Annotated in this window: 14 protein-coding genes; 4 read left to right on the plus strand and 10 right to left on the minus strand. The window is 67.4% G+C overall.

The annotated features are described in order from the left end of the window. The first annotated feature begins 132 nt into the window (after positions 1 to 132). Entirely contained in the window at positions 133 to 927 is a 795-nt protein-coding gene (locus DOM67_RS10970; RefSeq protein WP_110675776.1) for an SDR family oxidoreductase, read from the plus strand. A gap of 133 nt (positions 928 to 1,060) precedes the next feature. Here the strand turns inward: DOM67_RS10970 and fabF are convergent, their stop codons facing one another. The 4 genes from fabF to DOM67_RS10990 form a co-directional block, all read right to left on the minus strand. Next, the gene (fabF, locus tag DOM67_RS10975; protein ID WP_110675778.1) at positions 1,061 to 2,323 is read right to left on the minus strand and encodes a beta-ketoacyl-ACP synthase II; all 1,263 of its coding nucleotides are present in this window, start codon (positions 2,321 to 2,323) and stop codon (positions 1,061 to 1,063) included. A 34-nt stretch (positions 2,324 to 2,357) separates the two neighbouring features. Next, entirely contained in the window at positions 2,358 to 2,948 is a 591-nt protein-coding gene (locus DOM67_RS10980) for a helix-turn-helix domain-containing protein (protein ID WP_110675780.1), read from the minus strand. A 120-nt stretch (positions 2,949 to 3,068) separates the two neighbouring features. Further along, complete coding sequence (locus DOM67_RS10985; protein ID WP_110675782.1) at positions 3,069 to 3,560, minus strand: GNAT family N-acetyltransferase; 492 nt, start codon at positions 3,558 to 3,560, stop codon at positions 3,069 to 3,071. A 61-nt stretch (positions 3,561 to 3,621) separates the two neighbouring features. Continuing rightward, positions 3,622 to 4,191 carry a cupin gene (locus tag DOM67_RS10990; RefSeq protein ID WP_110675784.1) on the minus strand — a complete coding sequence of 190 codons (570 nt, stop codon included), beginning with the start codon at positions 4,189 to 4,191 and terminating at the stop codon, positions 3,622 to 3,624. A gap of 310 nt (positions 4,192 to 4,501) precedes the next feature. Between DOM67_RS10990 and tsaA the strand changes: the two genes are divergently transcribed. Both tsaA and DOM67_RS11000 read left to right on the plus strand, forming a co-directional pair. Next, the gene (gene tsaA / locus DOM67_RS10995; protein ID WP_232825222.1) at positions 4,502 to 5,320 is read left to right on the plus strand and encodes a tRNA (N6-threonylcarbamoyladenosine(37)-N6)-methyltransferase TrmO; all 819 of its coding nucleotides are present in this window, start codon (positions 4,502 to 4,504) and stop codon (positions 5,318 to 5,320) included. 227 nt (positions 5,321 to 5,547) lie between these two features. Then, positions 5,548 to 6,114, plus strand: a complete 567-nt coding sequence (locus tag DOM67_RS11000; RefSeq protein ID WP_110675788.1) for a peptidylprolyl isomerase — start codon at positions 5,548 to 5,550, stop codon at positions 6,112 to 6,114. Between the two features lie 290 nt (positions 6,115 to 6,404). On the opposite strand, the gene purC is transcribed toward DOM67_RS11000, so the two are convergent. The 4 genes from purC to dapA all read right to left on the minus strand — a co-directional run bounded on the left by purC (position 6,405) and on the right by dapA (position 9,893). Further along, positions 6,405 to 7,118: a phosphoribosylaminoimidazolesuccinocarboxamide synthase gene (gene purC / locus DOM67_RS11005; protein WP_110675790.1), complete on the minus strand. Its 714-nt coding sequence runs from the start codon at positions 7,116 to 7,118 to the stop codon at positions 6,405 to 6,407. A gap of 78 nt (positions 7,119 to 7,196) precedes the next feature. After that, positions 7,197 to 8,000: an MBL fold metallo-hydrolase gene (locus DOM67_RS11010; RefSeq protein WP_110675792.1), complete on the minus strand. Its 804-nt coding sequence runs from the start codon at positions 7,998 to 8,000 to the stop codon at positions 7,197 to 7,199. Continuing rightward, complete coding sequence (gene bamC / locus DOM67_RS11015) at positions 8,000 to 8,950, minus strand: outer membrane protein assembly factor BamC (protein ID WP_110675794.1); 951 nt, start codon at positions 8,948 to 8,950, stop codon at positions 8,000 to 8,002. The genes DOM67_RS11010 and bamC overlap by 1 nt, the downstream gene beginning before the upstream one ends. 58 nt (positions 8,951 to 9,008) lie before the next feature. Then, positions 9,009 to 9,893: a 4-hydroxy-tetrahydrodipicolinate synthase gene (gene dapA, locus DOM67_RS11020; protein WP_110675796.1), complete on the minus strand. Its 885-nt coding sequence runs from the start codon at positions 9,891 to 9,893 to the stop codon at positions 9,009 to 9,011. Between the two features lie 354 nt (positions 9,894 to 10,247). On the opposite strand from dapA, the gene DOM67_RS11025 reads away from it, so the two are divergent. Further along, entirely contained in the window at positions 10,248 to 10,718 is a 471-nt protein-coding gene (locus DOM67_RS11025) for a peroxiredoxin (protein ID WP_110675798.1), read from the plus strand. Between the two features lie 6 nt (positions 10,719 to 10,724). Here DOM67_RS11025 and DOM67_RS11030 read toward each other — a convergent pair whose 3' ends face one another. Together DOM67_RS11030 and DOM67_RS11035 are read right to left on the minus strand one after the other, a co-directional pair. Beyond that, positions 10,725 to 11,807: an AI-2E family transporter gene (locus tag DOM67_RS11030; RefSeq protein ID WP_110675800.1), complete on the minus strand. Its 1,083-nt coding sequence runs from the start codon at positions 11,805 to 11,807 to the stop codon at positions 10,725 to 10,727. Then, the gene (locus tag DOM67_RS11035) at positions 11,804 to 12,055 is read right to left on the minus strand and encodes a sulfurtransferase TusA family protein (RefSeq protein ID WP_110675802.1); all 252 of its coding nucleotides are present in this window, start codon (positions 12,053 to 12,055) and stop codon (positions 11,804 to 11,806) included. The genes DOM67_RS11030 and DOM67_RS11035 overlap by 4 nt, the downstream gene beginning before the upstream one ends. Between the last annotated feature and the right edge of the window lie 29 nt (positions 12,056 to 12,084).

Here is a 12,084-nt window from a genome sequence, read left to right on the forward strand (position 1 = left end):
CCAGGGCGCGCCCCTGCCAGCCTTCAGTCTACCTGCGCGGCGCCCCCCAGGGCCATGTCAGAGCCGCCTCAGGCGCCTGTCTCAGGGCCACGCGTGCCGCCGGCTTCGATACCCGGACTCAAGGAGATTTGCATGCAGATCGATCTCACTGCCAAGCACGCCATCGTCACCGGCTCCACCGCCGGTATCGGCCTGGCCATCGCCAAGGGGCTGGCCCAGGCCGGCGCCAGCGTCACCGTGACCGGGCGTACCCAAGCGCGCGTCGACCAGGCGATCGCCACCCTCACCCGCGAGGTGCCCGGCGCCAGCATCGACGGCGTGGCCGCCGATCTGGGCAGCGCCGACGGCTGCCAGACGCTGATCACGGCGCGCCCCGAGTGCGACATCCTGATCAACAACGTCGGCATCTTCGGGCCCAAGGACTTTTTCGAGATCGAGGACGCCGAGTGGCAGCAGTTCTTCGACGTCAACGTGATGAGCGCGGTGCGCCTGTCGCGCCACTATGCCCAGGGCATGAAGCAGCGCGACTGGGGCCGCATCCAGTTCCTCTCCAGCGAATCGGCGCTCAATATTCCCGCCGAGATGGTCCACTACGGCATGACCAAGAGCGCGGTGCAGTCGATCTCGCGGGGGCTGGCCAAGGTGCTGGCAGGTACCCGGGTCACCGTCAACGCGGTGCTGCCGGGGCCGACCAAATCGGAAGGCGTGGGCAAGATGATCGCCAAGATGGCCGCTGAGCAGGGCGTGAGCGAGGCCGAAGCGGAAGCCAACTTCGTCAAGGACAACCGTCCCTCCTCGATCATCCAGCGGGTGGCCGAAGTCGAGGAGGTCGCCAACCTGAGTGTCTATCTGGCCTCCGAGCAGGCCAGCGCCACCACCGGTGCAGCGATGCGGGTCGAAGGCGGTATCGTCGATACCATGGCCTGACGCTCGGCGCCGGCTCTGGCGTTGCAGGCTTGGCGTCTTGAGCTGAGCACCTCGAACGACGCGTGCCAGCGGTATCACCGCTGGCACGCGTCTTTCGTCGAGCCCGCTGCCACACTGGCGAGCTCCGCCCGTTTCAGCCCTCGAAGCGCTTGAAGATCACGCTCGCATTCACCCCGCCGAAGCCGAAGGCGTTACAGATCGCGTGCTCCATCGCCATCGGGCGCGACTCGCCGTGGACCACGTCCATCTCCGCTGCCAGCGGATCGGGATCGAGATAGTTGCGCGTCACCGGCGCGACCTGATCGCGCAGTGCCAGCAGGGTGAAGATCGCCTCGACCCCGCCGGCGGCGCCGAGCAGGTGCCCGGTGGCGGCCTTGGTCGCGCTGATCGCCGGGCGGTGTTCGCCGAAGACGCGCTTGACCGCCGCCAGCTCGCCGCGATCACCCACCGGGGTCGAGGTCGCGTGGGCGTTGAGGTGAGCGATATCGCTGGGCGCCAGGCCGGCCTGACGCAGTGCGATCGCCATCGCCCGCGCGGCACCCTCGCCATCCTCCGGCCCGGCGGTCAGATGGTAGGCATCCGAGGTGGTGCCGTAGCCGACCAGCTCGGCGATCGGCGTGGCGCCGCGGGCCTGGGCATGCTCCAGGGTCTCGATCACGATCACCCCGGCGCCCTCACCCATGACGAAGCCATCACGCCCCTGGTCGAACGGCCGCGAGGCCGCTTCGGGGGTCTCGTTGTAGTGGCTGGAGAGCGCCTTGGCCGCGGCGAAGCCACCCAGGCTGACGCGGTCGATGCACGCTTCACTGCCGCCACACACGGCGATCTCTGCCTCACCGGCATGGATCATGCGCGCGGCGTCGCCGATCGCCTGCAGGCCGGCCGCACAGGCGGTCACCGGGGCGCCCAGCGGCCCCTTGAAGCCGTGGCGGATCGAGATATGGCCGCACGCCAGGTTGGCCAGGAACGACGGAATGGTGAACGGCGACAGCCGCCGCGGACCGCGGCTGTCGGTGGTGCGTACCGCATCGGCGATCGCCGGGAAGCCACCGATCCCGGAGCCGATCAAGGTCGCAGTGCGGGTCTTCTCGTCTTCGCTCTGGGGGTACCAGTTGGCCTGCCGGAGGGCATCGTCGGCCGCGACCACCGCCATCTGGATGAAGCGGTCCATCTTGCGCCGCTCCTTGGGGTCGATGGCACGGTCGAGATCGAACCCGGCGCTATCCTCTTCGATGCTGGGCACCGGCCCGCCGACGCCGACGGCGAGACCTTCGACGGTCTCCGCGGGCAAACGACGCAGCCCGGAAGCCCCGGACAGCAGGCGCTGCCAGACGGTCTCCAGCTGGCAGCCCAGCGGCGAAAGAATGCCCATACCTGTCACTACGATACGTCGCATGACGTTGTCCTTACTGTTCGTTGATCGAATGTCGCTAGCGCCGCCGCTGGCCGGTGATCTCGGCGGATGGGGCGGCGGCGGCCTCGGCGAGTGGATCCGCCGCGGCGGTGTCCTCCATGACAGAGGTCAACAGGATCTCCCCCTGGGCCCGGGCCCGTTCGGCGCGCTGACGCATCGCCGGCGTGGCGTCGGGACCGGCGACCATCACCACATCGCGCGGTACCAGCGGCGTACCCTGGTGGCGGTCGTAGATGACCGGCACGATCGGCTCGCCACTATCGCGATGCACCAGTTCGACACCACGGGCGGCAATCGGCAGGTGGTGTTCGCCCCAGGCGTAGAGCGTCAACAGCACCGGCGCCAGGCCCCGCCCCTTGTCGGTCAGGCGGTACTCGAAGCGCGGCGGGCGAGTCTGATAGCGGTGCTTTTCGAGCAGGCCATTGTCGACCATGCGCTCGAGACGCCGGGTGAGCATGTTGGAAGCAATGCCGAGACCGCGCTGGAACTGATCGAAGCGCGTCGCCCCCTGGAAGGCGTCGCGCAGGATCAGCAGCGTCCAGCTATCGCCCACGCAGGCCAGCGCGCGGGCAATGGGACAGAGGTCGGGCTCTTCGCTCACTTTCATAATGCAAGCGACTGTACCGGATTCCCTGCGACAGGGAAAGACGGGGCCGCGGCCCAGGATCGTCGCCGTGCAAGCCTTGGAGAGTGCGCGCGCCGCACCTGGCGACCACCGATACGGGGGTCAGAGCGCCTGTGAGCGGCTAAAGGCCAACCGCACACGGGGCAACGCTTCGCCAAAGCGCTCCACCGTCTCCTCGGCCAGACGGGTCCAGCCGCGCGCCTCCAGCGCCGGTGCCAGCATCAGGCTGGCGTCGATCAGCACACGGCTGTGCCCGGCGGCGAGCAGCGCCTCCAGCGACAGTTCGAGCAGACGCGAGCCGACACCCTGACGGGTGATCGCGGGCCACACATAGAGCGTCTCGATGCGCCCGTCGCTGGCGTCGCGCTCACAGAAACCGACACAGTGGCCGTCGCACTCGGCAACCAGGGTGGGATAGAGCGTCTGGCGGGCCATCCACGCTTCGGCGGTACGCGGCAGCGCCGCCGACCACGCCTCGCGCTGCGACAGGGTGTAACGGCTCGAAGCGCCCTCCATGACCGCATGATGGAAGACCTCGGCCTGGTCCGCCGCATCCCGCGGCAGCGCTTCTCGAAAGCGGGTACGTTCCAGCATCACGGTCTCTCCAGGGTCGGGATGGGTTGCGAGCCGCGCCATGGTCGGGTCGACGTCGGGCCTAGGCGACTTCGGCGTAGAGCGCCTCGAAGCGCGGAAAACGCAGCGCAATGTCGCTGGTGGTTTCCAGCAGATGATGCGCCGTCTCATCGCTCCAACTCAAGGCCACGAAGTCGGGGCTGGGCCCCATGTCGAACCAGTGCGGCACACCGGCCGGGATCATCAGCAGATCGCCACGCTCGCAGCCGATGACATAGACCCGGCCGTTGAGATGAAGATAGAACACCGCCTGCCCGTGGAGCAGCAGGTGCCAGTTATCGCTGTCGCTGCGCGACTCGCTGGAGAGACGCTCGCGCTCGAGCGCGCCGGCGCCGCCGTCATCCAGATAGCGCGGGCTCATCCCCCGCAGCTCTACCCGACGGCAGCCGCTGAGCTGACCGACCTCGTCGATGATCGGCGTGTAGCGCATCAGCAGCGCCTCGCTCGGCGCGCACTCCGGCATCGCCGGCAGTGGGTGATGGCGATAGAGGATCGCGTTGGCTTCCAGCTCGAGGCGCAGACGCTCGGGCTCGTGGGTCGTCAGCAGCGGCTGCTCGCCGTCGGCCTCATGATAGACGCGTAGGAAACTCATCGAACCTCTCCCTGGTATGGCACCGCTCTCGGCGCCGTCGATACGCGTGTGGCCCGTTCCGTCAGGCCAACTCGCGGAAGTACCCCACCACTCGGGGCCGGGCACGATGATGATCGCAGGCCCGGCCTATTCCGCTGACAGTATGGCACCGCCTGCGCATCCGGCCAGCTCGGCACGCGGCGCCAGCGCTGAGTGGCGGGCAAGCCACGCATTGCGCGCGCCCGCCTCAGCCGCCACCATGACGCTTTCTTGCCCCACGCTGCCGTTGCCGCGCAGGGTGGCGCTACCATCGGCTTCGGACATGCCCGCCTTGACCACCCCAGACACCAGACTCGACGATCGCCCAGGGCCGCTCTCGCTGACCCCGATCGGCACCCTCGCCAGCGACTACCCCGACAAGTTCGGCATTCCGCGCCAGCCGGGGCTGGCCCCCAGCGCTCGCGCCATCCTCTATCTGGAGGCAGCGTTCGACGACCCGCTGGCGGTGGAGGGACTCGAGGCCTTCAGCCACCTGTGGCTGAGTTTCGTGTTCGACCGCAGCCCGACCACCTGGTCGCCGCGGGTGCGTCCGCCGCGCCTGGGCGGCAACCAGCGCGTAGGGGTCTTCGCCAGCCGCAGCACCCACCGCCCCAACCGCCTGGGGCTCTCGCTGGTGGAGCTGGTGGAGGTCGAACTCAGCACTCGCCCCACGCCGGCCGCGCATCCCATCGCCGGCTCGCCGCTGGCCGCCCGGCGCAGCCGGGTGAAACTGCATCTGCGCGGCCACGACCTGTGCGACGCCACCCCGATCGTCGATATCCGGCCCTATCTGCCGTGGGCGGAATCGCAACCGCAGGCCCGGGCCGGCTTCGCCCCGGCTGCCCCCGCGCCCATGGCGGTCCGCTTCAGTGACAGCGCCCGGCACACCCTCGCCGCGCATGCCGACGGCGCCGGACTGACCGCGCTGATCGAAGAGGTGCTGGCCCAGGACCCGCGACCGGCCTATCACGCCAAACCGGGCGCGGGGGCCGGGCGCGAGTACGGCGTCTGCCTGCGTGACGTCAATGTGCGCTTCCGGGCGGCATCCGACGATGGCGCCGACAGCCTGCAGGTGGTCGCTATCGAACCGCGCGCCGACGGAGCGGTCTGAGGAGGATGTTTACAAAATGCCTGCGCTCGACAATACGGCGTTAAAATCGGCCTCAAAATGCTCATTTACCCCCGTGTAAGCTCCGCTTTCTCGACCGATTTTGCCTTGTCTTGCCTTCGCTCGCCGAATTTGTAAACACCCTCTGAGACACCAGCGTTTTGGGCTGGCCTAGTGGGGCCGCCCCCGCTAGGGTGCTTACTTCACCGTGATACCGGAGTCTCTTCTACATGTTGAAATCGATTCTGGCGGCCGGGCTCGTCGCCCTGCCGCTGCTCTCGACCTCGGCGCTGGCCGATGCCGATCATCCCCACGTGCGCCTGGAGACCAGCCAGGGCAATATCGAGCTCGAACTCGACGCCAAGGCGGCGCCGCGCACGGTGGCCAACTTCCTGCGCTATGTCGACGAGGGTCACTACCAGGGTACGGTGTTCCACCGGGTCATACCGGACTTCATGATCCAGGGCGGCGGGCTGGATGCGGATCTCGAACCCAAGCCGACCCATGATCCGATCCCGCTGGAGAAGAGCGGCCTGAAGAACACCCGTGGCACCATCGCCATGGCGCGCACCGCCGATCCGGATTCTGCCACCAGCCAGTTCTTCATCAATCTGGTCGACAACGACGCGCTGAACTATCGCGATCTCTACAACCCCGGCTACACCGTGTTCGGGCATGTGGTCTCGGGCATGAACGTCGTCGACAAGATCGCCGAGACGCCCACCGGCCGCCGCGGGCCGCACGCCGATGTACCGACCCAGCCGATCACCATCGTCGGCGCCGAGCGGCTCGACTGACGCGCGGCTCTCACACCGCATCCGCGCGAACCTTCCGAACCAGCGGACGACGTGGGCTTATCCAGCGGCAGGGCGTCGCGAGGGCGCTATGACCCCCTCCCTGGGCGCTACCTTTGCCATCCATGGCAAAGGACCCTCGCTTTGCCCTGCCCCCGGCGCCCATCGTTAGCGGGTTTGACAATGAGTGCTCATAACGACGAGAGCCCCGGCACTTGGGTGCCGGGGCTCTGTTCATTCAGGCCATCTGGGCTATCGCGCCGCAGGGCTATGCTGGCGGCGGGCAGCCGCGCTCAGTCGAAGCTCATGCCCAGACGACGGCCGACCTCTTCGTAGGCCTCGATCACCCCGCCCAGACCCTGGCGGAAGCGATCCTTGTCCATCTTCTCACGGGTCTCGGCGTCCCACAGGCGGCAGCCATCGGGCGAGAACTCGTCACCGAGCATGATCTCGCCGTCGAACACGCCGAACTCGAGCTTGTAGTCGACCAGCAGCATGCCGCCATCCAGGAACAGCTGCTTGAGCACGTCGTTGACGCGGAAGGTGAGCGACTTCATGGTCGCCAGCTGCTCCGGCGTCGCCCAGCCGAAGGTCTCGGCCAGCGACTCGTTGATCATCGGGTCGCCCTTCTCGTCGTTCTTGAGGAACAGTTCGAAGGTGGGCGGCGCCAGGGCGATTCCCTCCTCGACGCCGAGACGCCGCACCAGGCCACCCGCGGCCAGATTGCGCACCACGCACTCCACCGGGATCATCTCGAGCTTCTTGACCACGCACTCGGTATCGGAGAGCAACTGATCGAAGTGGGTGGGAATGCCCGCCTCGGCCAGCTTGCCCATGATGAAGGCGTTGAAGCGGTTGTTGACCATGCCCTTGCGCGCCAGCGCTTCCTTCTTCTTGCCGTCGAAGGCGCTGGTGTCGTCGCGGAAGTGCAGCACCAGCCGCTGGGGGTCGTCGCTCAGATAGACCGACTTGGCCTTGCCGGCATAGAGAAGATCGCGTTTTTGCATGGAGCTGTCTCCGCGTCGCCGCCGTCCGGCGGCTGTCTTGGGGTTGGGGGTCGCGCAACGCCGCAACGGACGGCCTGTTCAGGCCACCCGCTGCCAGTCGGTGCCGTGGTCCTGGGTCGAGATCATCAGCCGCGACTCGTCGCCGTCGAGCAGCGGCGTCAGCGCTTCCAGGACGCGTTCGGGGTGATTATTTTGCGCCGAGAGGTGCGAGCACACAATCCGCTCCAGCCGATCCAGGCCCAGCCGCTGCAGCAGAGTCGCCGCCTGGGCGTTGGCCAGATGCCCCCAGCGCCCGGCGACACGGCGCTTCAGGTGGGGCGGATAGGGCCCCTCGGCGAGCATGCGCGGGTCATGGTTGCATTCGAGAAAGAGCGCGTCGCAGTGGCGAAACGCCTCGACCACATGGGCCGTGGGGTGGCCGAGATCGGTCAGCAGCCCCAGGCTGCGCGCCTGGGCGCGGATCCGGAACTGGATCGGTTCGCGGGCGTCGTGGGGCACGGTCACCGGATCGATCTCCAGCCCGCCGATGGCGAAGCGCGCCTGGGGCGTGAGCAGATCGAGCTGGGGCACCTCACCGAGCTTGCCCGAGAGCCAGCTGCCGGCGCTGAGGTGCACCGGCAGGCGATAGCGCCGCGCCAGGGCCCCGACACCGGTGATATGGTCGCTGTGCTCATGGGTCACCAGCAACGCCGAGAGCTGGCGCGGATGCACGCCGAGCCGCGCCATGCGCCGCTCGGCCTCGCGCATGCCGAAGCCGCAGTCGACCAGGATCAGCGTCTCGCCGTCGCTGACCAGGGTGGCGTTGCCCTTGCTGCCACTGCCCAGCGAGGCGAAGTAGAGCCCGGGCGCAGCCCCCGGCGCCAGCGGCGACTCGCCCGCCATCAGCGCAGGGTCGCGGCGATGGCGTCGAGCAGGTCGCGCGCCTGGACAGGCGGCACCGGCTTGCCTTTGGGATCGGTCACGGTCACCGAGGTGAGCGCCGCCTGGGAGACCAGTTTCAAGCGATACGAGCGATAGTCGTCGCCACCGCCGCCGAACCAGTCGAACCAGCCGCCGCCCTGATCCGCAGGGCGATAGTCGACGAAGAATTCGCCGGCGCTGCGGTTCTGGTCGACCAGCTTGAGCCGCTGCGAGTCGAAGCCGTTCTGGAGCTGATAGTAGAGCTCGGACCAGGCGCGGTTGGTGTCCAGGGCGAGATTGAGCTGCCAGGTGCCGTCACGGTTGACCAGCTTGACCCGCTCGCTCTGGTCGAGCGGTTGGGCCGCCAGGGAAACGCCGCTGTCGCTGGCGCCGCTGGCTTCCAGATAGGCCTTGATCCCGCTCAGGCAGCGGCCGGCATCACCGATGTCACAGCGCACCTCACTGGTACCGCTACGCAAGCCCTGACGCAGACTGATCGCACCCTGCTCGGTCTGGATGCGGCCCTTGGCGGCGTCGATGTTGGTGGCACGCACGCCGTGGTCGACGGCGAAGCCCTGCAGACGCGGCCACACGCTGGCCGGCGCGGCGTTGACCAGCAGCCAACGCTCGTTGCCCGCCTGGCGCGCCTCGACGAACGGCTGATCCTCGCTCGGCCCCGCGGCCAGCGGCTGCGGCCGCGGCGCATCGCTATCCTCGGACGCCATGAAGTCGCTGTCCGCCTGGGGCACCGGCATCGAGTCCTGGTAGCGGATCGGGTTGCTCGACGACGGCAGCTGCAGCGGCTGGCTCATCTTGGCATCGCGATACTCGTCGTCGCGATTGTAGTAGTAACCATCCTGGAACAGGCCACAGCCCGACAGCGTCAGCGTCGCGCACAGCACCAGGGGCATCCCTTTGAGGATGGGCTTCATGCATCCACCTTTGTTCGAAGCAAGTCTATTCGGCATCCGGCATGCGGCTCGGGCCGGCTCACGCGGTCTCGATCCCGGCCAGCTGCAGCGCCTCGCCGACGCTGCCGTGGTAGCGCTCGGAGAGCCAGGTCAGCGGCAGGCGAATGCCCTTGTCGGCGTAGCCCATGCGGTTGAGCGCCCACTTCACCGGGATCGGGTTGGACTCGATCCCCAGCGCGGTGTGCAGCGGCGCCAGGCGCGCGTTGATCTGGTGGGCTCGCTCGTGGTTGCCGCCGGCGGCGGCCACGCACAGCTCGTGCATCGCCTTGGGCGCGACGTTGGCGGTCACCGAGATGTCGCCATGGCCGCCCATCAGCATGAAGTCACAGGCGGTGGGATCATCGCCGGAGTAGAGCGCGAAGTCGCTGCCCTTGAGACGCTCGATCAGCTCCTCGGCTCGCTCCAGGTTGCCGGTGGCATCCTTGAGCCCGACGATGCGCTCCAGCTCGGCGAGACGGAAGACGGTCTCGTTGTAGATATCCGAGCAGGTGCGCCCCGGCACGTTGTAGAGAATGATCGGCAGCTCGCTGGCTTCGGCGACCGCCTTGAAGTGCTGGTACAAACCTTCCTGAGTCGGCTTGTTGTAGTAGGGCGCCACGGACAGGCAGCAGTCGGCACCGACCTCGCTGGCGTAGCGCGCCAGCTCCACCGCCTCGGCGGTGTTGTTGGCCCCGGTCCCGGCGATCACCGGAATGCGCCCACCGACCTCTTCCACCACGGTGCGGATCACGTCGAAGTGCTCGGCGAACGACATGGTGGTCGGCTCACCGGTGGTGCCGGCGGCGACGATGGCGTCGGTCCCCTGATCGAGATGGAAATTCACCAGACGACGCAGCGCCTCCCAGTCGATCTCGCCTCCGGCCTTCATCGGTGTCGCCAAGGCGACGATGCTGCCTGTGATCATGTTGCGGTTCTCTCCCTTATGACCTGACGGGCGCATGGGCCTGACACAGGATTCCAAGACGCGGGCCGAGAATGGAGACCATCGCCAGGCCCGATAGGCCGCTACGGACGCCCGCGGCACTGCCCGCGCTACGCAAATTTCGCAAACACCGAATGGTACTCAGGCTACCGCGGCCTGTACAGCCGCGCCGCCGCCCCTGCTGCCCATCGCGGAGCCAGCGCCGATGCCACGGCAGCGCCACCGAGCATTGACCGCCGAGATCGGCTATCGTTCGATGCCAGTGGCACGCCGACTCGCATGACCCGTCGACGCCTGCCCCTGTTTCCACGTCGTCACAGCTCATGGGAGGCCAGCATGACACTCAGCATCGGACAACCGGTCGAGGACTTCACCGCCGACGCCACCAGCGACACCACCTTCCGCCTCAGCGACTATCGCGGCCAACAGGTGGTGATCTACTTCTATCCCAAGGACAGCACCCCCGGCTGTACCACCGAAGGGGGCGACTTCCGCGACAACATCGACGCCTTCCGCGCCGCCAATACCGTAGTGGTCGGGGTCTCCCGGGACGGTCTCAAGGCGCACGAGAACTTCAAGGCCAAGCAGGGCTTTCCGTTCGAGCTGATCTCGGATCGCGACGAAGCGCTGTGCCGTCAGTTCGACGTGATCAAGCTCAAGAAGATGTATGGCAAGGAGCACCTGGGCGTGGAACGCAGCACCTTCCTGATCGACGCCGAGGGCAAGCTCGCCCGCGAGTGGCGCGGGGTCAAGGTACCGGGCCACGTCGACGAGGTGCTCGCCGCGGCCCAGGAACTCAACGGCTGAACACCCTCATTGGGAATTGATCTCGGCCTGGCTGGCGATACCGCGCGGCCAGGCCTGGACCAGCGCCTTGATCAAGGTCGCCAGGGGGATGGCGAAGAAGATGCCCCAGAAGCCCCACAGCCCGCCGAAGAAGAGCACCGCCAGGATGATCGAGACCGGGTGCAGATCGACCGCTTCCGAGAACAGGATCGGCACCAGCACGTTGCCGTCCAGCGCCTGCAGAATGGCGTAGGCCAGCAGCACGTAGAAGAACTGCTCGCCCATGCCGAAGTGAAAGCCCGCTACCGCGGCGACCGGTAGCGTGGCCACCGCGGCGCCGATATAGGGCACCAGTACCGATAGCCCCACCATCAGCCCGAGCAGCGCCGCGTAGGGCAGCCCGAAGGCCCAGAAGGTGATGAAGGCAACGCTGCCGACGATGATGATCTCGATGGTCTTGCCACGCACGTAGTTGGCGATCTGGTCGTCCATCTCCTGCCACACCCGGGTCATCAGGGTGCGCTGGCGCGGCAGCAGCGAAAGCAGGAAGGCGACCAGGCGTTCGCGATCCTTGAGCATGAAGAAGACCAGGATCGGCACCAGCACCAGATAGATGATCAGCGCCATCAGACTGCCCAGCGAGGCGAGCGACAGGGTCAGCGCACGCTGGCCCAGGGTGGAAGCCTGGCGCCCGGCGGAGGCGATCCAGCCCTGGATCTGATCCGGCGTCACCACCGTGGGATAGCGCGCCTGCAGCTCGTCGAGCCAGAGCTGGCTGCTGGCGAACATGCGCGGCGCCTCCTGCACCAGCTCCATCAGCTGATTCCACACCAGCGGCAGCACGACCAGCGCCAGCGCCAGCAGCGCACCGAGGAAGAGCAGGAACACCAGCCCCACCGCCAGCAGGCGCGGCAGCCCGCGACGTTCGAGCCAGCCCACCACCCCCTGCAGCAGAAAGGCCACGACCAGCGCGGTGAAAAAGGGCGCCAGCGCCTGCCCCATCCAGATCACCACGGCGAAACCGCCGATCAGCAGCGCCAGCAGGACGATCGCCTGTTCGTCGGAGAGGTAGCGCTCGAACCACTGCCGCAATACGCCTTTCAAACTCATGCCTCGCTATCCTTACCCATCTTGCGCAGCCAGTAACGGTAGCTGCCCGCCTCGGCCGTGCGGTCGACCAGCGTATGTCGGCTGTGTGCGGCGAAACTGGCAAAATCCTGCCACGAGCCGGCGTCGGTCGCGACCACTTCGAGCAGCTCCCCCGGCTGCATGCCGGCAAGCGCCTGCTTGGCCTTGAGCAGTGGTAACGGACAGCTCAGACCCGAGGCGTCGAGCCAATGATCGGGGGCGTGAGACATGACACTTCCTGCATCGGTTGAGTGGGCAC

Origin of the sequence: Salinicola sp. RZ23, from assembly GCF_003206675.1 — a bacterium.
GTDB classification, from domain to species: Bacteria; Pseudomonadota; Gammaproteobacteria; order Pseudomonadales; family Halomonadaceae; genus Salinicola; species Salinicola endophyticus.